At 60.6% G+C, this 24,300-nt stretch carries 18 protein-coding genes; 5 read left to right on the top strand and 13 right to left on the bottom strand.

Features of this window, described 5'->3' with window-relative positions; all coding sequences use genetic code 11:
* Positions 1-7 precede the first annotated feature (7 nt).
* Both AEQ67_RS30635 and AEQ67_RS30630 read left to right on the top strand, forming a co-directional pair.
* Positions 8-499 carry a M48 metallopeptidase family protein gene (locus AEQ67_RS30635; protein ID WP_059407487.1) on the top strand — a complete coding sequence of 164 codons (492 nt, stop codon included), beginning with the start codon at positions 8-10 and terminating at the stop codon, positions 497-499.
* A 113-nt stretch (positions 500-612) separates the two neighbouring features.
* A complete protein-coding gene (locus tag AEQ67_RS30630; protein WP_008033286.1) occupies positions 613-909 on the top strand; it encodes a winged helix-turn-helix domain-containing protein in 297 nt (98 codons plus the stop codon).
* Between the two features lie 122 nt (positions 910-1,031).
* Here AEQ67_RS30630 and AEQ67_RS30625 read toward each other — a convergent pair whose 3' ends face one another.
* Positions 1,032-1,484, bottom strand: coding sequence for a GNAT family N-acetyltransferase (locus tag AEQ67_RS30625; RefSeq protein ID WP_059407486.1), 453 nt, complete (start codon positions 1,482-1,484; stop codon positions 1,032-1,034).
* 257 nt (positions 1,485-1,741) lie between these two features.
* Between AEQ67_RS30625 and AEQ67_RS30620 the strand changes: the two genes are divergently transcribed.
* Positions 1,742-2,479: a substrate-binding periplasmic protein gene (locus tag AEQ67_RS30620; protein ID WP_059407485.1), complete on the top strand. Its 738-nt coding sequence runs from the start codon at positions 1,742-1,744 to the stop codon at positions 2,477-2,479.
* 130 nt (positions 2,480-2,609) lie between these two features.
* Here the strand turns inward: AEQ67_RS30620 and yccS are convergent, their stop codons facing one another.
* The 9 genes from yccS to betI form a co-directional block, all read right to left on the bottom strand.
* A complete protein-coding gene (gene yccS / locus AEQ67_RS30615) occupies positions 2,610-4,793 on the bottom strand; it encodes a YccS family putative transporter (RefSeq protein WP_059407484.1) in 2,184 nt (727 codons plus the stop codon).
* Between the two features lie 209 nt (positions 4,794-5,002).
* Entirely contained in the window at positions 5,003-6,181 is a 1,179-nt protein-coding gene (locus AEQ67_RS30610) for an NAD(P)/FAD-dependent oxidoreductase (protein ID WP_059407483.1), read from the bottom strand.
* A gap of 132 nt (positions 6,182-6,313) precedes the next feature.
* A complete protein-coding gene (dbpA, locus tag AEQ67_RS30605) occupies positions 6,314-7,699 on the bottom strand; it encodes an ATP-dependent RNA helicase DbpA (RefSeq protein WP_059407482.1) in 1,386 nt (461 codons plus the stop codon).
* 184 nt (positions 7,700-7,883) lie between these two features.
* Positions 7,884-9,311, bottom strand: coding sequence for a multidrug transporter subunit MdtD (gene mdtD / locus AEQ67_RS30600; protein ID WP_059407481.1), 1,428 nt, complete (start codon positions 9,309-9,311; stop codon positions 7,884-7,886).
* Positions 9,312-9,435: 124 nt separating this feature from the next.
* Positions 9,436-10,773 carry a TldD/PmbA family protein gene (locus AEQ67_RS30595; protein WP_059407480.1) on the bottom strand — a complete coding sequence of 446 codons (1,338 nt, stop codon included), beginning with the start codon at positions 10,771-10,773 and terminating at the stop codon, positions 9,436-9,438.
* Positions 10,773-12,215, bottom strand: a complete 1,443-nt coding sequence (locus tag AEQ67_RS30590; protein WP_059407479.1) for a TldD/PmbA family protein — start codon at positions 12,213-12,215, stop codon at positions 10,773-10,775. The genes AEQ67_RS30595 and AEQ67_RS30590 overlap by 1 nt, the downstream gene beginning before the upstream one ends.
* A gap of 255 nt (positions 12,216-12,470) precedes the next feature.
* Entirely contained in the window at positions 12,471-14,174 is a 1,704-nt protein-coding gene (betA, locus tag AEQ67_RS30585) for a choline dehydrogenase (protein WP_059407478.1), read from the bottom strand.
* A gap of 145 nt (positions 14,175-14,319) precedes the next feature.
* The gene (gene betB, locus AEQ67_RS30580; RefSeq protein WP_059407477.1) at positions 14,320-15,792 is read right to left on the bottom strand and encodes a betaine-aldehyde dehydrogenase; all 1,473 of its coding nucleotides are present in this window, start codon (positions 15,790-15,792) and stop codon (positions 14,320-14,322) included.
* Between the two features lie 109 nt (positions 15,793-15,901).
* Positions 15,902-16,495: a transcriptional regulator BetI gene (gene betI / locus AEQ67_RS30575; protein ID WP_010466984.1), complete on the bottom strand. Its 594-nt coding sequence runs from the start codon at positions 16,493-16,495 to the stop codon at positions 15,902-15,904.
* 379 nt (positions 16,496-16,874) lie between these two features.
* On the opposite strand from betI, the gene AEQ67_RS30570 reads away from it, so the two are divergent.
* Positions 16,875-18,824 (top strand): BCCT family transporter, encoded by a 1,950-nt coding sequence (locus AEQ67_RS30570; protein WP_236710429.1) that lies wholly within the window; start codon positions 16,875-16,877, stop codon positions 18,822-18,824.
* Positions 18,825-19,164: 340 nt separating this feature from the next.
* Here the strand turns inward: AEQ67_RS30570 and choV are convergent, their stop codons facing one another.
* The 3 genes from choV to AEQ67_RS30555 form a co-directional block, all read right to left on the bottom strand.
* Positions 19,165-20,343: a choline ABC transporter ATP-binding protein gene (gene choV / locus AEQ67_RS30565; RefSeq protein WP_059407475.1), complete on the bottom strand. Its 1,179-nt coding sequence runs from the start codon at positions 20,341-20,343 to the stop codon at positions 19,165-19,167.
* The gene (choW, locus tag AEQ67_RS30560) at positions 20,340-21,185 is read right to left on the bottom strand and encodes a choline ABC transporter permease subunit (protein WP_059407474.1); all 846 of its coding nucleotides are present in this window, start codon (positions 21,183-21,185) and stop codon (positions 20,340-20,342) included. The genes choV and choW overlap by 4 nt, the downstream gene beginning before the upstream one ends.
* Positions 21,186-21,251: 66 nt before the next feature.
* Positions 21,252-22,199, bottom strand: coding sequence for a choline ABC transporter substrate-binding protein (locus AEQ67_RS30555; RefSeq protein WP_059407473.1), 948 nt, complete (start codon positions 22,197-22,199; stop codon positions 21,252-21,254).
* Positions 22,200-22,634: 435 nt separating this feature from the next.
* On the opposite strand from AEQ67_RS30555, the gene AEQ67_RS30550 reads away from it, so the two are divergent.
* Positions 22,635-24,011: an L-serine ammonia-lyase gene (locus tag AEQ67_RS30550; RefSeq protein ID WP_059407472.1), complete on the top strand. Its 1,377-nt coding sequence runs from the start codon at positions 22,635-22,637 to the stop codon at positions 24,009-24,011.
* Positions 24,012-24,300 lie beyond the last annotated feature (289 nt).

The following is a 24,300-nucleotide window of genomic DNA, read 5'->3' as shown; positions in this document are numbered from 1 at the left end:
CGCCCCAATGACCGCGTTGAAGTACCTCCAGGCTTACCCCGCTACGTTGCAGGACCAGGTGCGACAGCTGATCGCCGAGGGTCGGCTGGGCGACTACCTGAGCCAGCGTTACCCGGAAAAACACGGCGTGCAAAGCGACAAGGCGTTGTACACCTATGCGCTGGACCTCAAGCAGGAATACCTGCGCAATGCCCCGGCCATCGACAAAGTGTTGTTCGACAACCGCCTGGACCTGACTCATCGCGCCCTCGGCCTGCACACCACGATCTCCCGGGTGCAGGGTGGCAAGCTCAAGTCCAAGAAAGAAATCCGCGTGGCCTCGCTGTTCAAGGAAGCGCCGTCGGAATTTCTGAAAATGATCGTGGTGCATGAGCTGGCGCACTTCAAGGAGTCGGACCACAACAAGGCGTTCTACAAGCTGTGCGAGCACATGTTGCCGGGGTATCACCAGGTTGAGTTCGACCTGCGGGTGTACCTGACGTGGCGGGACATGCAATAGAAGATCAAAAGATCGCAACCTCGTTGCACTCGACAGCTCCTACAGAAGAACACGGACCCATGTAGGAGCTGTCGAGTGCAACGAGGCTGCGGTCTTAAAAAAAGGGGGCATAGATGGACGTAAGCAAGACCAAGAGCAGCTTCTACCGTCGGTTGTACGTGGCGTACCTGATCGACAGCGGGCTGGCCAGCAGCGTCCCGGCCTTGACCGACGTCACCGGCATGCCCCGGCGCACGGCCCAGGACACCATTGCGGCGTTGGCAGATCTGGATATTGTGTGCGAGTTCGAGCAGGAAGAGGGCGCACGCAATCATGCCGGGCGCTATCGGATTCGCGAGTGGGGGGCGATTGATCGGGGGTGGATCGAGCGTAATTTGCGGCAGATTAAAGCGGTGCTTGAGTATCCCTGATTTCTGCGGTGACCAGGCTGACGCCATCGCGGGCAAGCCTGCTCCCACAGGTTCCGGGGTGGATTGCAATGTGTGATTCACACGCAATCACTGTGGGAGCGGGCTTGCCCGCGATGGGGCCCTTACGAACGACGCATTCCTATGTGCGGAATGTCATCTTCAAGAAACTCCTCCCCCGCCACGACAAACCCATACCGCCCGTAATACCCCTGCAAATGCGCCTGGGCCGAGAGATAGATCGGTACATCGGGCCAGCGCTTTTCCGCCTGTTTCAATGCCTGCGCCATCAACTCATGCCCAAGCCCGGTGCCGCGTGCCTGAGGGGCAATGATCACCCGCCCGATCACCACGTCGCCGCCCTGCAGCTCCGGGTCGAGTAACCGCAGGTACGCCACCAGCCGATCCCCGTCCCAGGCCATCAGATGGCAGGTGTCACCTTCCAGATCCTGGCCATCAATATCCTGATACAGGCATTTCTGCTCGACGACGAACACCTCTGCCCGTAGCTGCAAAATGGCGTACAGCTGTTCTTTGCCCAGATCGCTGTGGTGTTTGCAGACCCAATCGATTGTCATCTTCACATTCCTTGAACAACGTCGCTTCGATACTAAGCGCCCAGCCGAAAGATGTCTGTATGGCGAAGAAATCTGTGACAAAGGCCAAAATGCCATCATTCATTTCTCGCGGCGTTGTCTTCTTTGTGTAATCTTCGATGACGCGCTTTGCAGTGGCTTCGATGAGCTAAGGTTAGACCGGAGTTTTGCCGGATCAGGGGCCTTGGAGTTTTGGCTGAAAACACGCCGGGCAGCCCGCCCGCTAAGGATTTTCTAGCATGCCGCGATTGCATCGAGCTTTTGCTTTGATTGGATTGCTGTTGCTGACTCAGAGCGCGGCAGCAGAAAAGCTGCGGCTGGTGGCCGATGCCTGGCCACCCTTTACCGACGCCACGCTGGTCAATGGTGGGTTGGCCACGGACATCGTCAGCACTGCGCTGGCCCGGGCCGGCTATGCCAGTGATTTTGAACAAGTGCCTTGGGCACGGGCCTTGCTGGGGGTGGGCGAGGGGCGATACGACGTGCTGGTCAACGCCTGGTACACCGACGAGCGCACCAAACTGGGCCAGTATTCCGGCGAATACCTGCTCAACCGCGTGCGCTTTCTCAAGCGCAAAGATGCACCGATCGAATACAACAACCTGCAGCAACTGCACACCTACCCGATCGCGGTGGTGCGCGGTTACGCCTATTCGCCGGAGTTCGACGAAGACGTGTCGCTGCAGAAAGTCCCGGTGCACAGCTTCGCCATGGCCGTGCGCATGGTCGCTGCCGATCGGGTCAAGCTGACGCTGGAAGACGAATACGTCGCGCGTTACTACCTGGCCCGGGAGTCATCCGCGGTGCGCAATGCCGTGGAGTTCCTGCCCAAGCCGCTGAGCGAGAACAGCCTGCACATCCTGGTCAGCCTGAAGAACCCGAAGCATGAACAGATCGTCGCCGGTTTCGACCGCGAGATTGCGGCGATGAAAGTGGACGGCAGTTATGACCGGTTGATGAGGCAGCATGGGATGTGAGCGAGTTGATTCAGTAGTTGTGTTGAAGCTGCTGGCCCCTTCGCGGGCAAGCCTCGCTCCTACAAGGGCACGCCCAACCCTGTAGGAGCGAGGCTTGCCCGCGATGAGGCCAGCACAAGCATCACACCTCTCAATCCTCACTCGTATCCTTGATCAAATGCGCCGCCAGCGTGCGCAGCGGCCCCAGCTGCCGGCAGATCAACGCCAACTGCGTCTGAACCAACCGCTGCCCTTCATCGATTTCATCCGGCATGTGCTCAAGCGAATTGGCCAGCGCCTCTTCCTCATCGCTTTGAATCGCAATCGGCAGTTTGCTTGCCAACCCTTGGGCGATTTCGTCGATGCTGGCGGCCAGCCTCACGCCGGCACCGTCGATCAGCGCCTCACGCACGTCCGGCGGTAGTTGGGTTTCCCGGTGGGCGCCCAGCCCTGACAAGTAACTGAGCAAGGTGTGCGACAGCACCAGGAAGCGGAAACCGACATCCGCCTCCTTACGGAAATGCCCCGGCTCCATCAGCATATTGGCCAGCGTCGTCGACAGCGCGGCATCGGCGTTGTGCGCGTTGCGGCGGGCCAGGCGATAAGCCAGGTCGTCGCTTTTGCCGGCGGCGTATTGCTGCATGATCTGGCGCAGGTAAATGCTGTTGCAGGTCAGGGTGTTGGCCAGCACTCTGTTCAGACTGCGGCCCTGCCAGTCCGGCAAGAACAGGAACACCGCGAGGCCGGCAATCAGGCTGCCGAGCAGCGTATCTAACAGCCGTGGCAGGAACAGTCCATAACCGTCGCCCACCTGGTTGAAGCAGAACAGCACCATCAGGGTGATCGCGGCAGTCGCCAGGGTGTAGCGGGTGGTGCGGTTGATAAAGAACACCACCCCGGCCGCGATCGCGAAGCACGACTGGACCAAGGGATTGGGGAACAGGTCAAACAGCGCCCAGGCCAGGGTCAGGCCGATGGCGGTGCCGATGATCCGCTGACCGAGTTTGCGCCGGGTGGCGCCGTAGTTCGGCTGGCAGACAAACAGTGTGGTGAGAATGATCCAGTAACCCTGGGACGGGTGGATCAAATGCACCATGCCGTAGCCGATGCTCAACGCCAGGGGCAAACGCAGGGCGTGACGGAACAGCAGCGAGGTCGGCGTCAACTGGGTGCGCAAGCGAATCCAGACATCCTTGAGGCTGCGTGGCGATCGGTCGAGCAAGCTGCTGTCGGTGGCGTCGGCCAGGGCATCGGGGTTGCTGGCGTCGCTGAGCAAGCGGTCGAGTGTGCCGAGGTTGGCGGCCAGTGCCCGCAGCGAACGCAGCAGGCCTCGCCAGGCCGGATTGCTCTGAATGCGCAGGTGTTCGAGGGAGGCGTGCAAATCGCTCAGGGCTTCGGCGAAACTCGCGTCATAGACGAACGGCTGGCGCATCTGGATCGACTCGGCCAGCGCTCGGCAGGCCTTGCCTTGCTGACGCAACAGGCGCTGACAGCGGAACATCACGTCGCTGTGGAAAAACGCGTCGGCCAAGGCGTTGTAAGGATAGCGCGAGGAACTGGCGCGCTCGTGGATGTCCTGGGCCAGGAAATACAGCTTGAGATAACGGCTGACTTTCGACCCCGGCCGACCGTTGCCGACCCGGTGCAGAATGATTTCCTTGGCGACGTTCAGTGCCGCCACGACTCGACCGTTCTGCTGGGCCAGTTCCAGACGACGCGCCTCGACGTCCATCTGCCGGATCGGCTCGAACAGCGACGATTTCAGCTTCAGGTAAAAACCCAGTTCACGGAACAACCGCGCCAGGCTCTGCTGCACCGGCTGGTTGGAAAACATGGCCTGCCACAGCACCGAGAGCAAGCCGTACCAAGTGGCGCCGGCCACCAGCAGCACCGGCTCGTGCCAGAAATCGGTGACCGCGCCGCCACGCTGGTCCACGCCGATCATGGTGTAGACCGACAGAATCAACGTCGCCGAGGCAATCGCGCCATAGCGTTCGCCCAGGGCGCCGAGCATGGTCAGGCAGAAGGCGGCCAGGGCGAAGGCGATGATGAAGAGAACAGGGTAGGGAAACAGCAATTCGACCGACAGCGCGGCGACCATGAAACACACCAGCGTCACGGCCAGCGCGTTGAGGCGGCCTTGCCAACTGTCGTCGGTCTCGGCCAGGGCGCTGGCGATAATCCCGAGGAACAGCGGGATCAGCAGCCCCATTTCATCCTGATACCAACACAGCGCCATGCTGCCGGTCAGGGCGATGAACACCCGCACGCTGTAGCTGAATTTATCCAACGCCCAGAGGCGGCGCAGAGACTGACTGAATGGGGTCGATGACATGAAGTGCGAAGGCCTTCCGAGGCAATGCCGCTAAATTGAGCCAGTAATGACGCCGACGCAATGGCGCCGATCACATCTGACAGCAAAATCTGTTCCTTGAGTTCGATGTTGCCTGTCGGGACGCCTTCGCGGGCAAGCCTCGCTCCTACAAGATCACCGCAGGACCTGTAGGAGCGAGGCTTGCCCGCGAAGAACGATAACGCGGTCGGTCAGACGTATTGCGCAGCCGCGTAGCCCGAGGCCCAGGCCCACTGGAAGTTGAAGCCGCCCAGATGCCCAGTCACGTCGAGCACTTCGCCGATGAAGTACAGGCCGGGGCTTTTCAGCGATTCCATGGTCTTGGACGAGACTTCGTGGGTATCAACGCCACCCAGGGTCACTTCGGCAGTGCGGTAGCCTTCGGTGCCCGCCGGTACGACTTTCCAGCTCGCCAGTTTGTCGGCAACGTCCGCCAGTTCCGCGTGGGTGTACTGCTTCATCGGTTTGGAGACGAACCAGTTATCCGCCAACAGGTTGGCCATCTTCTTGGTGAAGATTTCGCCGAGCAGGGTTTTCAATTCACTGTTAGGGCGTTCGGCCTGCTGCTGTTGCAGCCAGCTCGGCACATCATGGTCCGGCATCAGGTTGATTTCGACCGTGTCGCCGGATTCCCAGAACGAAGAAATCTGCAAAATCGCCGGACCACTGAGGCCGCGGTGGGTGAACAGAATGTTCTCGCGGAAGCTCTGCTCGTTGCAGCTCACCAGGCAATCCACCGACGTACCGGACAGCTCGGTGCAAAGCTCCTTGAGCTGATCGGTGATGGTGAATGGCACCAGCCCGGCGCGGGTCGGCAGCAAGTCGTGGCCGAACTGCTTGGCCACTTGATAGCCGAAACCGGTCGCGCCCAGGGTCGGGATCGACAGGCCGCCGGTGGCGATCACCAGCGATTCGCAGGTGATCTGGCCGAGCGTGGTGTCCAGCAGGTAACCGCTTTCGAGCTTCTCGATGGTCTGGATCGAGGTGTCCAGGTGCAGGCTGACGCCAACCTGATCGCACTCGTTGAGCAGCATCTCAAGGATGTCGCTGGATTTGTTATCGCAGAACAGCTGGCCGAGTTTTTTCTCGTGGTACGGCACACCGTGCTTGGCGACCATGCCGATGAAATCCCACTGGGTGTAGCGCGCCAGTGCGGATTTGCAGAAGTGTTCGTTCTGCGAGAGAAAATTGCCCGGTTCGGTGTACATGTTGGTGAAATTGCAGCGGCCACCGCCGGACATCAGGATTTTCTTGCCGGCCTTGTTGGCGTGGTCGAGCAACATCACTTTGCGCCCGCGCCCGGCGGCGGTCAGCGCACACATCAACCCAGCGGCGCCAGCGCCAATGATCACGACTTCGGTAGAGCGCAAAACGGTGTCCTCACACAAATCTCAAAGCTTACGCCGCCCTTGTAGGAGCGAGGCTTGCCCGCGAAGCTTTTGGCGGCCTTGCGGTCCCCTTCGCGGGCAAGCCTTGCTCCTACAGGGGGGGCGGTGGCGTTCTTACAAAATGCGCACGCGCAACGAGCGGCCTTTGATCTTGCCGTCGTTCAGGCGCTGCAAGGCCTGTTTGGCGATTCCGCGTTCAACGGCCACATACGCCTGGAAATCGAAGATCGCAATTTTGCCAACCTGCGCGCCCGGAATACCGGCGTCGCCGGTCAGAGCACCCAGAATGTCACCCGGGCGAACCTTGTCTTTACGGCCGGCGCCGATGCACAACGTGCTCATGGCCGGCAGCAGCGGGGCGCCGCCCTGGGACGTGAGGTTGTCCACCAGATCCCAGTTCAACGGCGACTTCTGCAGTAGCTCGATGGCTTGGGCGCGGTGCGCTTCGGACGGCGCGACCAGGCTGATCGCGATGCCTTTTTCACCCGCGCGGCCGGTACGACCCACACGGTGAATGTGGATTTCCGAGTCACGGGCCAACTCAACGTTGATCACCATGTCCAGCGCATCGATGTCCAGACCGCGAGCGGCGACGTCGGTGGCAACCAGTACCGAGGTACTGCGGTTGGAGAACATGGCCAGCACTTGATCGCGATCACGCTGTTCCAGATCGCCATGCAGGCCGACGGCAGAGATGCCTTTGGACGTCAGGTGATCGACGGTTTCCTGAACCTGCTGCTTGGTGAAGCAGAACGCCACGCAGGAGGCAGGGCGGAAGTGGCCAAGCACCTTGGTCACAGCGCTCATGCGGTCGTCGGGGGAGATTTCGTAGAAACGCTGCTCGATCTGCGTGTCGTCATGGAACGCCTCGGCTTTCACGATCTGAGGGTTGCGCATGAACTTGGCCGCCAGTTGCTTGATGCCCGACGGGTACGTGGCGGAGAACAGCAGGGTCTGGCGACGTTCCGGCGTCTGGGCGATGATTTCTTCGATCGAGTCGTAGAAACCCATGTCGAGCATGCGGTCGGCTTCGTCGAGGATCAGCGTGTTCAGGCCATGGAGCACCAGCGAACCTTTGCGCAAATGCTGCTGAATACGGCCCGGAGTGCCAACGATGATGTGCGCGCCGTGCTCCAGGGAGCCGATTTGTGGGCCGAAGGACACGCCGCCGCACAAGGTCAGAATCTTGATGTTGTCTTCGGCGCGGGCCAGACGACGGAGTTCCTTGGCGACCTGATCCGCGAGTTCGCGAGTCGGGCAAATCACCAGTGCCTGGCAACCGAAGAAGCGCGGATTGATCGGGTTCAACAGGCCGATACCGAAGGCGGCGGTCTTGCCGCTGCCGGTCTTGGCTTGCGCGATCAGGTCCATCCCCTTGAGGATCACCGGCAAGCTTTGCGCCTGGATCGGCGTCATCTGGGCATAACCGAGGGAGTCGAGGTTAGCCAGCATGGCGGCGGACAGCGGCAAAGTATTAAAAGCGGTGGCGATGGTGGTCACGGGACTGGCCTGCAAAACAAAATGTCGCGCAGTGTATCAGTCCCAGGCTCTGCACCTGCAAATTCTAGACGAGTAACCCTGTAGCAGCTGCCGAGGCACGAGGCTGCGTCGGGTTGCGAAGCGACCCCCGAGGGCGGTCCTGCGGACACGCAACGCAGCCTCATGCCTCGGCAGCTGCTACAGGTCAGTGTTCTATGTCGTGTTCGCGACTGACCGTCCGTCGGCCATCCGCTGGGGAAAGCTGCGAGAAGATCGTCGCGGCCAGCATCGCCATGATTCCGACGGTGACGAAGGTCAATTGGAACGCGCCAAGAACCGTGTCCACGCCATCGTTTCCGACCTCTGCCGTGAATCCGCCGAGCAGCGCACCGGCGCAGGCTACACCGAGGCTCAAGGACAATTGCGCGACCACCGACAGCAAGCTGTTGCCGCTGCTGGCGCTGGCGTCGTCGAGGTCGATCAAGGTCACGGTGTTCATCGCGGTGAACTGCAAAGAGTTGATCGCGCCCAGAATCGATAGCATGACCAGCAGCAACCAATAGGGCGTCTGCTCACTGACCAGGCCCATGCTCGCGAGCATGAGTCCCAACGCCAGCGTGTTGCCGGTCAGCACAATGCGATAGCCCAGCCGTTCGATCAGCGGCCGCGCCACCGACTTGGCGACCATCGCCGCCGCCGCCAGTGGCAACATGCTCATCCCGGCCTGCGACGGCGAATAACCCAGCGCCACTTGCAGCAGCAACGGCACGAGGAACGGCAGCGCGCCGCTGCCCAAGCGAGCGAACAGATTGCCGAGGATACCCACGGCAAAGGTTCGGGTCTTGAACAGTGACGGCGCGAACAGCGGATTATCGATGTGCCCGGCTCGCAGCCAATAGGCCGCGAGACACGCCATGCCGCCGAACAGCAGCAACATCACGCGCAAGTGCGGCAGGTGCAACTCGCCGAGGCCTTCCATGGCGATGGTGATCAACACCATCGCCGCGCCGAACAGTAAAAAGCCCAGGCTATCGAAACGGGTACGTTCGGTGCCGCGCAGGTCGGGGATGAACTTCCACACGGCGTAGCAACCGATGGCGCCCACCGGCAGGTTGATCAGGAAGATCCAGTGCCAGGTCAGGTATTGAACCATCCAGCCGCCCATGGTCGGGCCGATCAACGGGCCGAGCAGGCCAGGAATGGTGATGAAGCCCATGATCCGCACCAGTTCCGAGCGCGGGTAGGCGCGCAGCACCACCAATCGCCCGACCGGCAGCATCAACGCGCCGCCCAGGCCCTGGATCACTCGGGCGCCGATCAGCGTGCTCAGTGTGCTCGACAGCGCACACAGCAACGAACCGATACTGAACAACAGAATCGCGCTGAAGAAAATCTTCTTGGTGCCGAAACGATCGGCGATCCAGCCCGAGGCCGGGATCAACAAGGCGACGGTGAGCATGTAGGCGATGATGACCCCCTGCATGCGCAACGGATCTTCCGCCAGATCTCGGGCCATGGCGGGCAGGGCGGTGTTGAGGATTGTCCCGTCGAGGGACTGCATGAAGAACGCAATGGCGACGACCCACGGCACCCAGCGGGCGGTGACAGCGTCGAGAGGCAGGCGGTTGGGCATGGGTATGAAAATCTCTGTTCCTTGTAGGAGCTGGCTTGCCAGCGAAGAGGCCAGAACATTCAGCGCAATGGTTGTCTGACAGGCCGCCTTCGCTGGCAAGCCAGCTCCCACAGGTGTCGCGTGTCTACAGGGTTAAGGTGAGTTGGCTGATCAGCGCGCCCGGCAGCAACGCCGACGCCGTCGCCCGCTGGCTGTACGTGCTGGCTGACAGCAGCAATTCCCGCTCCTCGGTCAGCGCTTCAAGCTGCGAACCGAGCAAGCTGTAGGCGCTGTCATCAAAGCGCATGGTGCTCACCGGCGCCTGAATCTCGCCGTTCTCTACCCAGAACGTCGCGAACCGCGTCATGCCGGTCAGGCGCGCCGCGGGTTGGTCCGAGTAGTTCAAGTACCAGAGGTTGCTGATGTACAGCCCGGTGCCCAGTTGCTTGAGGATTTCAGCCTCGGGCAACACGCCTGCCTTCATGTTCAAGGCGCTTGGCATCTCACCACCGCTGGCACCGTTGGCCGTCAGGCCATATTCGGCTGCACTGCGAGAGCTGACCATTTGTGCACCGGCCTTGCCTTCGACGATCAACCCCAGATCACTGCGTGGATAACCTTCACCGGAAAACGCCGGGCTCAGGGAACCGCTGACCTTTTCATCGACCGAAACCAGCGCACTGAACGAACTGTCGCCGCCGTAGAGCTTCTGCAACGGGCTGCCTTTGCTGGCGATCGCCTGCGCGGAAAAACCGCCCCAGCCGAGCATGTCCATGATTTCGCCCATGGCTGCCGGCGCCAGGTAAGCGCGGTACTGACCCGGTGCCAAGGTGCGCAGTGGCCGACCGAGAAACGCCAATTGCTCACGAGCCTGCTGGAAGCGTTTGGCGAAGTCTTCGCTGTTCCAGTCGTGCCCGGCGTAACTGGCTTTCACTGCTTGGCCATTTTCATGGAACAGGCTGAAATCGAAATTAAAGCTGTTGGCCTGATGCCAGCCGAACGCTCCTGAAGAACTGGCGAAACCGCGACTGATCGGACCGGCCGCATAGAAGCCCACCAGATCCAGCCCTTCGGCGGCGTGGGCAATTTCAGCCACGACCTGCTCGGTATCTGGCAGTGGATGCTCCTGCACGTTTTTGCTCTGCCAGCCATTGTGATTCAACAGCAGGTACGGGTCCTGCGGCAGCAGCGGCAGAGTTTCGCGCAGCTGTTGCAGACCTTCAGCCAGGCGCTGGACATCGACTTGCGCATCACCGGAGAGGGTGATGTCGAGGTCGGCATGGCGACCCTCATTGATCAGTTTGAAACCAATGCTCGCCTGCTGGACTTGCCCGGCCTGACGCACTTTGGCGTGGTTGAAACGCACGAAGGCCGACGATTCGGCGGCGTAGCTGAGGGTGAATTGTTCCGGCTCGCGAATCGCCTCGCGCAGCCAGTTGACCAGTGCCTTGAACGCATCGGCCTGATTTTTTGAAGTGCTCATCAGGCATCTCCCCCAAACACATCCACATGGCTGAACACGCAGGCCGGCGAGGCATGGCCGACGCGGATCACCTGATTCGGTTCGCCCTTGCCGCAGTTCGGCGTGCCGAGGACCTTGAAGGTGCTGGCGTCGCCGACGGCGCTGAGGCTTTTCCAGAAGTGCGCGGAAATCGCCCGGTAGTTAGGGTTCTTAACCACGCCTTTCAGTTCGCCGTTTTCGATCAACTGGCCCCATTCGCAGCCGAACTGGAACTTGTTGCGCGCGTCATCGATGGACCACGAGCGGTTGGTGCTCATCAAAATGCCGTTCTCGATCCCACCGATCAGTTGCTCCAGCGGTTGATCGCCGGGCTCGATGTTCAGGTTGGCCATGCGGTCGATCGGCGGACGTTTCCAGCCGCAGGCACGGCTGTTGGCGACACCGTCCATACCGGCACGGAACTGCGACAGCGCACCACCCAGTGGCCGCAGGAGCAGGCCTTCTTTGATCAGAAATTGCTTGCTGGCGGCCGTGCCGTCGTCGTCATGGCCGTAACTGGCGAGTTGCTCGGGAATGTCCGGGTCGAAGGTCACGTTGAGGAGTTTCGAGCCGTATTGCAGGCTGCCGAAGTCTTCTGCCTTGACGAAACTGGTGCCGGCGTAATTGCGCTCATCGCCGAGGATGCGGTCGAGTTCCAGCGGGTGACCGATGGATTCGTGGATCTGCAGCATCATCTGGTCGGGCATCAGCAGCAGGTCGCGCGGGCCTTGCGGGGTGTTCGGCGCCAGCAGCAATTGCAGCGCCTGATCGGCGATTTTCGGACCGGCACCGACCAGGCCGCAGCGGCTGATCACATCGAAGCCACCTTGCTGGCCGAAGTTCTCGCGGCCGAGGGTGCGGGTCTGGCTGTCGCTGCCGTCATAGGCGGTGACTTCCAGGCTCGGGTAGACGAAACGCTGGGCCTGGCGCAGCTCGGCACCGGCGCTGCTGAGGTAGATCTGCTCGACGTGGGTGATGCCAATGCTCACCTGCCAGTTCACCAGCCGGTCGTCCTTGGGCACGGCGGCGGATTCGGCGCCGAGCAGTTGGTAGCAGTCGCTCAGGGACGGAAAAGGCTGGTCGTGGTTCGGCGAAAAGTAATCGGCGCGGTCACTGGAAACGGCTTGCTCGCGCAGGTCCAGCAGGGCGTGGGGCTTGAGCAGACGGGCTTGTTGCTCGGCGCGGTCGAGGGCCGCTTGCAAGCCTTGTTGCGACAGGTCATTGGTCGCGGCATAGGCTTCGACGCCGTTGACTCGAACGGTCAGCATCGCGCCTTCGTCACGGCTCAGGCTCGGAGGTTCGGCGACATTCTTGCGCACCGACAGGTACTGACCGGACTCGCGCACATAACGCAGCGAAAAGAATTCAGCGCCCGTGCGCAAGGCAGCAAAACGCTGCTTGAGCTGGGGGTGGAAATCGAACATTCGGGAACCTCCTTGGTATGGAGTGGCGGCGAAGCGGCGTTGCGAGGGGGTGAATCGTTTGCGTGGCGCTAGAGTAGGCCTGCGCGGGGGTAGGATCAAGGGCGGAGCGGTGTGGGAAAGGATTAGCGGGGTGTATCAGGAGTTTGTGTATGGGGCGTGAGGGCCTCTTCGCGGGCAAGCCTCGCTCCTACAAGGAAACACGATCCCCTGTAGGAGCGAGGCTTGCCCGCGAAGGCCGCGCCTCGGTCTAACGTCTTACTGCGCGGTTGGGCTCACATCCCGCAACGGCTTGCCACGCACCGGCGCATCACCGGCGACGAAGTAAGCCGCCTTGCTGCGCGGCAATGGCTGGCGGCCACGAATCTTGTCGGCGATTTTCTCGGCGATCATGATCGTTGGCGCGTTCAGGTTGCCGGTGGTGATGATCGGCATGATCGAAGCATCGACCACCCGCAGGCTTTGCAGGCCATGCACGCGACCTTCAGCGTCAACCACGGCCATTTCGTCGGTGCCCATCTTGCACGAGCAGGACGGGTGGAACGCGGTTTCGGCGTGTTCGCGGATGAACTTGTCCAGCTGCTCATCGGTTTGCACGTCGATGCCCGGGCTGATTTCGCGGCCACGGAAAGCGTCCAGCGCCGGCTGTTGCATGATTTCACGGGTCAGGCGGATGCCATCGCGGAATTCCTGCCAGTCCTGCTCGGTGGCCATGTAATTGAACAGAATGCTCGGGTACTCGCGCGGGTCCTTCGACTTGGCCTGGATGCGACCGCGGCTCGGCGAACGCATGGAACCCATGTGCGCCTGGAAGCCGTGTTCTTTCACCCCGTTGCTGCCGTTGTAGTTAATCGCGACCGGCAGGAAGTGGTACTGGATGTTCGGCCAATCGAATTCTTCGCGGGTGCGGATGAAACCGCCGGCTTCGAACTGGTTGCTGGCGCCGATGCCGGTGCCGTTGAACAGCCACTCGGCACCAATGGCCGGCTGGTTGTACCAGAGCAGCGACGGGTACAGCGAGACCGGTTGGGTGCAGGCGTATTGCAGGTACAACTCAAGGTGATCCTGCAGGTTTTCGCCGACGCCTGGCAGGTCGTGGACCACCGGGATGTCGAGCTTGTTCAGCAGGTCGGCCGGGCCGACACCGGAGCGTTGCAAGATCTGCGGCGAAGCGATCGCGCCGGAGCACAGCAGCACTTCTTTGCGGGCACGGACTTCAACGCGCTCTTCAGCGGCGCCGATCAGGTAACGCACGCCGACTGCACGCTTGCCTTCGAACAGGATCTTGTCGGTCAGGGCGTGGGTGACGATGGTCAGGGTCGAGCGCTTCTTGGCGACGTCCAGGTAACCGCGAGCGGTGCTGGCGCGACGGCCGTTCGGCGTCACGGTACGGTCCATCGGGCCGAAGCCTTCTTGCTGGTAACCGTTCAAGTCTTCGGTGCGCGGGTAACCGGCCTGTACGCCGGCTTCAACCATCGCGTGGAACAGCGGGTTGTTGCCGGCTTTTGGCGTGGTCACGCTGACCGGACCGTCGCCACCGTGGTAGTCGTTCGGGCCGATGTCGCGGGTTTCGGCCTTGCGGAAATACGGCAGGCAGTTCAGGTAGTCCCAGTCTTCCAGACCTGGCAGTTTGGCCCAGTTGTCGTAGTCCATCGCGTTGCCGCGGATGTAGCACATGCCGTTGATCAGCGAAGAACCGCCGAGGCCCTTGCCGCGACCGCATTCCATCCGGCGACCGTCCATGTGTGGCTCTGGATCGGTTTCGTAGGCCCAGTTGTAGCGACGGCCTTGCAGCGGGAACGCCAGGGCGGCCGGCATTTGCGTGCGGAAGTCAAAACGGTAGTCCGGGCCGCCGGCTTCGAGCAGCAGGACGGTGACGCCTTCGTCTTCAGTCAGACGGGTCGCCAGGGTGTTACCAGCCGAGCCGGCACCGATGATGATGTAATCGAATTCTTGGGACATTAAATGCACCCTCTTTGAAGTTGGTTCAGGTCAGCGAGTGCTTCGCACCCGATCGCCGGCAAGCCGGCTCCTACAGGTATTGCGCTGTCCCTGTAGGAGCTGGCTTGCCAGCGAAGGCGGCCTCGCAGGCGAAGCGAATGTCGCCTTAGAACACCGAGGCGTAATCGCCCAGTTCGACCTGTACCGATTTGATGCGTGTGAAGTTGTTCAGCGAGCTGATGCCGTTCTCACGGCCAACACCCGATTGCTTGTAGCCGCCAACCGGCATCTTCGCGTCGGACTCGCCCCAGGCGTTGATCCAGCAGATACCGGCTTCCAGTTGATGAATCACGCGGTGAGCGCGGTTCAAGTCTTTGGTGACAACGCCAGCAGCCAGGCCGAAGTCGGTGTCGTTGGCACGACGGATCACTTCTTCTTCGGTTTCGTAAGTCAGGATGCTCATCACCGGGCCGAAGATTTCTTCGCGAACGATGGTCATCTCGTCGGTGCAGTCGGTGAACACGGTCGGGGCCACGAAGGCGCCTTTGGCGAACTCGCCTTCGGTCAGACGGCTGCCGCCGCACAGCACGCGAGCACCTTCTTCCTTACCTTTGGCGATGTAACCCAGCACGCTTTCCATGTGGGCGAAGCTGACCAGCGGACCGAAGTTGGTGTTTTCGTCTTCCGGGTTGCCGACGCGGATGCGCGCAACGCGCTCAACGATCTTGGCTTCGAACGCGGCTTTCAGGTGGCTCGGCACGAACACGCGAGTGCCGTTGGTGCAGACCTGGCCGGAGCTGTAGAAGTTGGCCATCATCGCGGTGTCGGCGGCGCGATCGAGGTCGGCGTCGTCGAAAATGATCAGCGGGGACTTGCCGCCCAGTTCCATGGTCACGTCTTTCAGCGACGAGGCGGAAGCGCTGGCCATGACCTTCTTGCCGGTGTCGGTGCCGCCGGTGAAGGAGATTTTTTCAATGCGTGGGTGCTCGGTCAGCCAGGTGCCGACTTCACGGCCGCTGCCGGTCAACACGTTGAACACGCCAGCCGGAACGCCTGCTTCAGTGTAGATCTCGGCCAGTTTCAGGGTGGTCAGGGACGTGACTTCGCTTGGCTTGAAGATCATCGCGTTACCGGCCGCCAGGGCAGGTGCGGATTTCCACAGGGCGATCTGGATCGGGTAGTTCCATGCGCCGATACCGGCGACAACACCCAGCGGCTCGCGACGGGTGTAGACGAACGACGTGGTGCGCAGCGGGATCTGCTCGCCTTCGATGGCCGGCACCAGGCCTGCGTAGTATTCCAGCACGTCTGCGCCGGTGACGATGTCGACATACTTGGTTTCGGAGTACGACTTGCCGGTGTCCAGGGTTTCCAGGGCGGCCAGTTCATCGTTGCGCTCGCGCAGGATGTCGACGGCGCGACGCAGGATGCGCGAGCGCTCCATGGCCGTCATGGCAGCCCAGATTTTCTGGCCCTTTTCGGCACTGACCACCGCGCGCTCGACGTCGTCGAAGGTCGCGCGTTGTACTGTTGCGAGGACTTCACCGTTAGCCGGGTTGATGGCTTCGAAAGTGGCGTCGCTGCTGGCGTCACTGTAGCCGCCATCGATGTAGAGTTTTTGCAGTTCGAAACGGGCCATATTGTCCTCGCAAGAGCATAAGTGGGTTGGCGGTAACCACTGGGCGCACCGTGTAGCTCGGGCGGCGCGGGTCAGTGGCGGTTCAGGGGCTGAGCGTTTTATGTGTGCTCTAGCTCACCTGCTTGGCCAATTGGAAATCCATGTATTCGTAAGCGATGCGGTGCGCTTGCTCGGTGTCGAAAGCATCGCCCGACAGCGCGCCGCGCAACCACAAACCGTCGATGAGGGCTGCCAGGCCTCGAGCTGCACTGCGCGCGTCATCGAGCGGCAATACACGGCGGAACTGGCAGCACAGGTTGGAATACAGACGGTGATCGTTGATCCGCTGCAACCTGTGCAAAGACGGGTGGTGCATGCTGGTGGCCCAGAAGGCCAGCCAGGTTTTCATTGCCGGGCCATTGACCTGGCTGGCGTCGAAGTTGCCTTCGATAATCACCTGAAGGTGCGCCCGCGGGCTGCTGTCCTCCAGCGCCTGACGACGCGCGGTGACGTTCTCGCTGAGGACACTCATCAGGTACTGCGCGGTGGCCGCGATCAGGCCGTTCTTGTCCTGAAAATAGTGACTGATGATGCCATTCGAGACACCGGCCAAACGGGCGATCAGCGCAATGCTGGCGTCCCCCATTCCGACCTGATCGACCGCCTGCAAAGTGGCTTCGATCAACTGCTGGCGACGGATGGGTTGCATACCGACCTTGGGCATCTTGCACATCTCCTTAGGCCTTCCGGCGGACGTAAAACGTCTATCGGATTGAAGGCCAGTCTATTTTGTTTTGATTGAACGTTCAATCAACAAAGAATAAGATCTGCGACAATTCGTCGCTGCCTACAGGTTTTTCCTACACGTAGTTAGCGGAAAAACGACATCCGAAAACGCTCGAAACCCACGCGCACTGGCGCTCCCGGGCTTCGGGCTTTTTTCGGGGTGTCTTTATATCACCCGCTGGTCGGCTGCCAACTAACCGATTGGTCGGGTATCGCGTTGCCTTGTGTTCTTCTCCCGCACTGCCCGGAGCATCTGTGCCATGAGTTCTGCCTCTCTTATAAAGACCCCGCCCGAGAAGGTGACGGTCAACGGTTGGGTGTTCTACACCTCTACCGCGTTGATTCTATTGTTGACCGCCATTCTGATCATCGCCCCGCAAGAGGCCGGCAGATTGCTCGGTATTGCCCAGGCCTGGTTGTCCCGCAGCTTCGGCTGGTACTACATGGTGGTGATTGCCGCTTATCTGGTGTTCGTGGTCGGCCTGGCGTTTTCCTCCTACGGCAAACTCAAGCTGGGCAGCAAGGACGATACCCCGGACTTCAGCTACGGCGCCTGGGCAGGGATGCTGTTCTCGTCGGGTATCGGCATCTCGCTGTTGTACTTCGGTGCCTCCGAGCCGCTGGACCACTACTTCAACCCGCCCGAAGGCGTGGCCGCCAGCAACATGGCCGCGCGTCAGGCGGTGCAATTGACGTTCCTGCACTGGGGCCTGCATGGCTGGGCGATCTACGCATTGGTCGGCCTGGCCGTGGCGTATTTTGCTTATCGTCACAACCAGCCGCTGGCGTTGCGTTCGGCGCTGTATCCGCTGGTCGGTGAGCGTTGGGTCAAAGGCGCAGCCGGTCATGCGGTGGACGGCTTTGGCATGTTCGTGACCCTGCTGGGTCTGGTGACGAACCTGGGGATCGGTTCGCTGCAAGTGTCTTCCGGGCTGGAAAACCTGTTCGGCATGGAACACAGCAACACCAACCTGCTGATCGTGATCATCGTGATGAGCACCGTGGCGACCATCGCTGCCGTATCGGGCGTGGAAAACGGCATCCGTCGCCTGTCCAACCTCAACATCGTGTTGTTCAGCGGTCTGCTGATTTTCGTCCTGCTGTTCGGCCCGACCCTGCACCTGCTCAACGGCTTTGTGCAAAACGTCGGTGACTACCTGAACGGCGTGGTGCTGAAGACCTTCGACCTCTATGTGTACGAAGGCGACAGTGACAAGTCCGACCGCTGGTTGGGCCTGTGGACCCTGTTCTACTGGGCCTGGTGGATTTCCTGGGCGCCATTCGTAGGCATGTTCATCGCGCGTATTTCCCGTGGTCGTACCGTGCGTGAACTGGTGGCCGGCGTGCTGCTGATTCCGCTGGGCTTCACCCTGGCGTGGCTGTCGATCTTCGGTAACTCGGCCCTCGACCTGGTGATGAACCACGGCGCGGTGGAGCTCGGGAAGACGGCGCTGGAACAGCCGTCCATGGCGATCTACCAGTTGCTGGAGCATTACCCGGCGTCGAAGATTGTGATCGGCGTGTCGATTTTCGTGGGTTTTGTGCTGTTCCTGACCCCGGCGGATTCCGGCGCGGTGATGATGGCCAACCTTTCCTGCAAGGGCGGCAACGTCGACGAAGATGCGCCGCACTGGCTGCGGATTTTCTGGTCGGCGGTGATCACTCTGGTGACCATCGGCCTGCTGTTCGCCGGTAACTTCGAAGCCATGCAAACCATGGTGGTGCTGGCCGGTCTGCCGTTCTCGGTGGTGCTGGTGTTCTTCATGTTCGGCTTGCATAAAGCAATGCGTCAGGACGTGCAGATCGAACAGGAACAAGCCGAGTTGGCGGCGCGCGGTCGTCGTGGTTTCAGCGAGCGCCTGACTCAGTTGGACTTGCAGCCGAACCAGTCGATCGTTCAGCGTTTCATGGACAAGCAAGTCAGCCCGGCGCTGGAAGACGCGACGGTGCAATTGCGCGCTCAGGGCCTGGACGTGCAGACGTTGCTGGGCAAATCGAAGCGGTGCATGGGTGTGCGGATCGAGATGGAAGAGGGCAACCCGTTTGTCTACGAAGTGAGCCTGGACGGTTACCTGGCGGCGGCGAGTGACACGGTGTCGGCTGAAAGTGCTGATGAACCCCGCGCCCGTTACTACCGCGCCGAGGTGTACCTGCACAACGGCAGCCAGGACTACGATTTGATGGGTTTCACCCAGGATCAGATCACTCGTGACGTGCTCGATCAGTTTGAAAGCCATCGGCAGCTCCTTGGCCGTGTCTATAGCTGAGTTGTAGGAGCTGGCTTGCCAGCGAACGCCTCACCGCGGTGCACCAGATGCACCGCATTCCCCTGTAGGAGCTGGCTTGCCAGCGAACGCCACACCGCGGTGCACCAGACGCACTGCATTCCCCTGTAGGAGCTGGCTTGCCAGCGAATGTTGCACCGCGGTGTATCTGATGCACCGCATTCCCCTGTAGGAGCTGGCTTGCCAGCGAACGCCTCACCGCGGTGTATCTGATGCACCGCTTTCGCTGGCAAGCCAGCTCCTACAGAGGTTGTGTTGATACAAATAACGCGTCCAAACAAAAACGCCGCGATCCTCTCGCGGCGTTTTTGTGTCTGTTGCCTTACCCCAGGTTCTTGCCGAGCAGTGCGTGATACAGCTCGCTGTCGCCTAGAATCCCGACCACTTGGTTGTTGTCGTGCAGCACCAGCTTGTTGCCCGTCTGGTAACGAATCTGCAGCGCATCGCGCATGCCGATGTTCGAGTCCACCAGCGTTGGCCGACGACCCAGGCCTTCAACCGCCTGCCCTGGAATCCAGTTCTGCAGGTCCAGGCTCGCACCGTTCTGGCGTGCGCCTTTGATGGTGTTGCCTTCGGCCAGGTCCAGCCACGAATCGCCGCCCGGATCGAGGCATACCGAACCGTTGATGCGTTTGCAGTTGTCCAGGGTGCGCATCAGGCTGCGACCGCACAGCACGTTCAGCGGATTGGTGTGAGCCACGAAGGTCCGCACATAGTCGTCCGCCGGGTTCAGCACGATTTCTTCCGGTTTGCTGTACTGGACGATCCGACCGTCTTTCATGATTGCGATACGGCTGCCCAGCTTCAGTGCTTCATCGAGGTCGTGACTCACGAACACGATGGTTTTGTTCAACTTGCTTTGCAGCGCCAGCAGTTCGTCTTGCAGGCCCTGGCGGATCAATGGGTCGAGTGCCGAGAACGGTTCGTCCATCAGCAGGATGTCGGCGTCCATCGCCAGCGCGCGGGCCAGGCCCACACGTTGCTGCATACCACCAGAGAGCTCGTCGGGTTTCTTGTTGCGCCACTGGGTCAGGCCCACCAGTTCCAGCTTTTCGTCTACCAGTTTGCGGCGTTCTTTCTCAGGGCGACCCTGCATCTCCAGGCCGAAGCTGATGTTCTCGCGAACGGTCAGCCAAGGCATCAGGGCGAACTTCTGGAACACCATCGCGATGCGCTTGGTGCGCATCATTTTCAGTTCGGCCGGGGTGCAGGAAGCGATGTCGATCTGCTTGCCTTCGTGCTCGACGAACAACTTGCCACGGCTGACGGTATTGAGACCGTTGATGCAACGCAGCAGGCTGGATTTACCGGAACCGGACAGGCCCATCAGTACGCAGATTTCGCCTTTTTCGACGTCCAGGCTGGCCTTCTCAACGCCGACGATCTGCCCGGTTTTTTTCAGAATCTGGTCGCGGGTCATGCCCTGGTCGAGGAGCTTGAGCGCCTCGCGCGGGTCTTTGGAAAAGATTACATCGACGTCTTCGAACCGAATAATGCTCATGCGTCACCCCCTACTTTGGCGTCGGGTTGTTTGCAGATACGGTCGAGCATGATCGCCAGCAGTACGATCGCCAGGCCGGCTTCGAAGCCCAGGGCGATATCAGCAGTGTTCAGTGCGTTGACCACGGGTTTGCCCAGGCCATCGGCGCCCACCAGTGCCGCAATTACCACCATCGACAACGACAGCATGATGCACTGGGTGATGCCGGCCGCGATGCTTGGCATGGCGTAAGGCAGTTCGATGCGCGCGAGCAGTTGACGGCGCGAGCAGCCGAAGGCTTTGCCGGCGTCCATCAATTCTGCGGGAACATCACGGATACCCAGGTAGGTCAGACGGATAGGCGCGGCAATCGCGAACACTACCGTTGAGATCAGGCCCGGGACCACACCGAGACCGAAGAGGGTCAGGGTAGGAATGAGGTACACGAAGGTCGGCACGGTCTGCATCAGATCGAGCACCGGACGCATCAGTGTGTAGAACATCGGTTTGTGCGCGGCGACGATGCCCAACGGCACGCCGATGACCACGCAGACCAGGGTCGCGAATAGCACCTGGGCGAGAGTTTCCATGGTTTCCTGCCAGTACCCCAGATTGAGGATCAGCAGAAAGGAGGCAATGACGAAAACGGTCAGGCCCCATTTGCGTTGGATGAAGTGTGCCAGTAGCGCGATGAGGCCGATCAATGCCAGCGGGTTGAACCAGGTCAGCGCGAAAGTCACGCCGTGGATCATCGTTTCCAGTGACACGGCGATTGCGTCGAAGGTGCTGGCGCCGTGTTGCGTCAACCATTCAACGAAGCCCGCGATGTACTGGCCTAAGGGTATTTTCTGATCAATCAGCATGGTAGTGAACGTCCGCATGCAAGGAAATAAACAGCCCGGGCGAGCGAACCCGCCCGGCGTAAGCGATTACTGCGCGAGCTTGGCTTTCACGGCCTCCAGGCCTGGTTTACCGTCAATGGTGGTCACGCCAGCGAGCCAGGTATCGAGGACCTGTGGATTCTTTTTCAGCCAGGCCTTGGCGGCCGCGTCAGGCTTCATTTTGTCGTCCAGGATGTTGCCCATCAGCGAGCTTTCCATGTCGACGGTGAATTCCAGGTTTTTCAGCAGCTGACCCACGTTGCTGCATTCCTGGACATACCCTTTGCGAGTGTTGGTCGCCACGGTGGCGGCACCAAAGTCGGGGCCGAAGAAGTCGTCACCACCGGTGAGGTATTGGATCTTGAAACGCTTGTTCATCGGGTGCGGTGCCCAGCCGAGGAACACCACAGCGGTGTCGCGTTTCTGGGCGCGGTCGACTTGCGACAGCATGCCCGCTTCACTGGACTCGACCATCTTGAAACCGGCGTCTTTCAAGCCGAAGGCGTTCTTGTCGATCATACTCTGAATCAGACGATTGCCATCGTTACCCGGTTCGATGCCGTAGATCTTGCCGTCGAGTTCTTTCTTGAATTTCGGAATATCGGCGAAGTCATGCAGCCCTTTGTCATACAGCGCTTGCGGTACGGCGAGGGTGTACTTGGCGCCGGTGAGGTTGGTGCGCACCACGTCCACGGTGCCGGCATCACGATACGCCTTGATGTCGTTTTCCATAGTCGGCATCCAGTTACCCAGGAAGATGTCCATGTTCTTGCCGTCGGCCAGGGACTTGTAGGTCACCGGCACGGAAATCATCGTGGTTTTGGTCTTGTAGCCCAGGGCCTGGAGGACGACGCTGGTGGTGGCGGTTGTTGCGGTGATGTCAGTCCAGCCGACATCGGAGAAGTTTACGGTACTGCATTGTGCCGGTTCTGCGGCTTGCGCCAGAAACGGCAGACTTAGCATGGCGGCCAACAACAACGACGGGGAACCTTTCATGGATGGACTCCTTGGTGTTTTTTTTGGCAGTGTTCCGACTGGACCACCGCACTTATAGGTTGCGGTTGGATGGCGTTTTTTAGACAGCTCTACCACGGCGCCTTGCAATCGAGTCGATACGATCATGTACCAGTGAAAATCTGACGCCTACAGGGGGCGTCGTAACCAGTACAGGGATGGTCGCATCCAGTGTCGGTGACGTCGTTTACAGCTTTTTTCAGCCCCCTTTGTCCCTCTGAACCGTAAAAAAACGGCGAAAACGCAGCGTGAAACGCCCGCGGCGTTCGTGGACAAGAGTGCGTCGGTGTGAGACGTCGAACGACCTGGCAAAAGCCTGATGATGCAGCCATACCGGCGGATTGCAGCTTGAGCGTAGCAGCTCCGTCACTGGGCGCTTTTGCGTCCAGAGTTGGCACATCCAGGAGTTCGGCAGTAATGGCTATCAGCGTTTTCGACCTGTTCAAAATCGGCATCGGCCCTTCCAGTTCGCACACCGTGGGGCCTATGCGGGCCGCGGCGCTGTTCGTGCAAGGTTTGCGTGAGCAGGGACTTTTGGAACAAGTGCGGCGCGTCGAAGTTCAGCTTTATGGTTCGCTGTCCGCCACCGGCATCGGTCACGGCAGCGATAACGCCGTGATCATGGGCCTGATGAGCGAGTGGCCGGACGCGATCGACCCGTCGCAAATCGGCATCCGCATCGAGACCCTGCGTGAAACCCACACGCTGCTGCTTGATGGTCGCCTGTCGGTGCCATTCATCTGGGCTCGGGACATGCGCCTGATCGACGAAAACCTGCCGTTCCATCCCAATGCCATGACCTTGATCGTTGAAGGTGATGACGGCGAGCTGCATCGCGACACCTACTATTCCATCGGCGGCGGTTTTGTCGTCGATGAAGCACAAGCCTCCAGCGGTGTGGTGGATCTTGATCGCACTGTGTTGCCGTATGACTTCTCCAGCGCCGTCGAACTGCTCAGCCTCTGCCAGACGCACAACTTGCGTGTGGCCGAATTGATGATGGCCAACGAGAAGGTCTGGCGCAGCGAAGAGGAAATCCGCGCCGGCCTGATGAAACTCTGGCGGGCGATGCAGGATTGCGTGGAGCAGGGCCTCAAGCACGAAGGCATCTTGCCCGGCGGGCTGAATGTGCGTCGGCGTGCGGCCAAGCTGCATCGCAGCCTGCAAGAGCTGGGGAAACCGAACGTGATCGGCTCGACGCTGAGCGCGATGGAATGGGTCAACCTGTTCGCCCTGGCGGTCAACGAAGAAAACGCCGCGGGCGGGCGCATGGTGACGGCGCCCACCAACGGCGCGGCGGGGATCATTCCGGCGGTGTTGCACTACTTCATGAAGTTCAGCGAGGCGGTGACTGACGCCAACGTGGTCGACTATTTCCTGAGTGCGGCGGCAGTGGGGATTCTGTGCAAGAAGAACGCCTCGATCTCCGGCGCGGAAGTCGGTTGCCAGGGTGAAGTCGGCTCGGCCTGCGCCATGGCTGCCGCCGGGTTGGCGGAGATTCTCGGCGCGACGCCGGAGCAGCTGTGCAACGCCGCGGAAATCGGCCTGGAACACAACCTAGGCTTGACCTGCGACCCGGTGGGCGGGCTGGTGCAAGTGCCGTGCATCGAACGCAACGCGATTGCCGCGGTGAAAGCGATCAACGCGGCGCAGATGGCGTTGCGGGGCGATGGTCAGCACTTTATCTCGCTGGATCGGGTGATCCGCACCATGCGTGATACCGGCGCCGACATGCATGACAAATACAAAGAGACATCGCGGGGCGGGTTGGCTGTAAGCGCGGTTGAGTGCTGAGACCGAGTTGACCCCATCGCGGGCAAGCCCGCTCCCACAGGATTTGTTGTGTATTCGAGAATTGAGACTCACCTTGAATCCCTGTGGGAGCGGGCTTGCCCGCGATAGCGCCAGACCAGTCAAAACTGCGCGCTAAGTGAACACCCGATTCAAAACGCGCCACGTTTTGGCGCGTCGCTTAGAGATAAGCGGCATCCAAACGGACAACGTTGAAAACGGACCTTGACCGTCCATCACCCGTGCTTGCGGTGACACTCTCCAGCAGGTCGCCGCAGGCCTGTTCCCACAA

The sequence above is a fragment of the Pseudomonas sp. RIT-PI-q genome (genome assembly GCF_001297125.1).
GTDB lineage: Bacteria > Pseudomonadota > Gammaproteobacteria > Pseudomonadales > Pseudomonadaceae > Aquipseudomonas.
This window is presented reverse-complemented; position numbering and strand designations above follow the sequence as displayed.

Coding starts and splice junctions, on each gene's coding strand:
- AEQ67_RS30620 (WP_059407485.1), top strand. CDS start 1,742: ATGCCGCGATTGCATCGAGCTTTTGCTTTGATTGGATTGCTGTTGCTG.
- AEQ67_RS30595 (WP_059407480.1), bottom strand. CDS start 10,773: ATGAGCACTTCAAAAAATCAGGCCGATGCGTTCAAGGCACTGGTCAAC.
- AEQ67_RS30630 (WP_008033286.1), top strand. CDS start 613: ATGGACGTAAGCAAGACCAAGAGCAGCTTCTACCGTCGGTTGTACGTG.
- betI (WP_010466984.1), bottom strand. CDS start 16,495: ATGCCCAAGGTCGGTATGCAACCCATCCGTCGCCAGCAGTTGATCGAA.
- betB (WP_059407477.1), bottom strand. CDS start 15,792: ATGGCCCGTTTCGAACTGCAAAAACTCTACATCGATGGCGGCTACAGT.
- choV (WP_059407475.1), bottom strand. CDS start 20,343: ATGAGCATTATTCGGTTCGAAGACGTCGATGTAATCTTTTCCAAAGAC.
- AEQ67_RS30550 (WP_059407472.1), top strand. CDS start 22,635: ATGGCTATCAGCGTTTTCGACCTGTTCAAAATCGGCATCGGCCCTTCC.
- AEQ67_RS30635 (WP_059407487.1), top strand. CDS start 8: ATGACCGCGTTGAAGTACCTCCAGGCTTACCCCGCTACGTTGCAGGAC.
- AEQ67_RS30625 (WP_059407486.1), bottom strand. CDS start 1,484: ATGACAATCGATTGGGTCTGCAAACACCACAGCGATCTGGGCAAAGAA.
- mdtD (WP_059407481.1), bottom strand. CDS start 9,311: ATGCCCAACCGCCTGCCTCTCGACGCTGTCACCGCCCGCTGGGTGCCG.
- yccS (WP_059407484.1), bottom strand. CDS start 4,793: ATGTCATCGACCCCATTCAGTCAGTCTCTGCGCCGCCTCTGGGCGTTG.
- AEQ67_RS30590 (WP_059407479.1), bottom strand. CDS start 12,215: ATGTTCGATTTCCACCCCCAGCTCAAGCAGCGTTTTGCTGCCTTGCGC.
- betA (WP_059407478.1), bottom strand. CDS start 14,174: ATGTCCCAAGAATTCGATTACATCATCATCGGTGCCGGCTCGGCTGGT.
- AEQ67_RS30555 (WP_059407473.1), bottom strand. CDS start 22,199: ATGAAAGGTTCCCCGTCGTTGTTGTTGGCCGCCATGCTAAGTCTGCCG.
- choW (WP_059407474.1), bottom strand. CDS start 21,185: ATGCTGATTGATCAGAAAATACCCTTAGGCCAGTACATCGCGGGCTTC.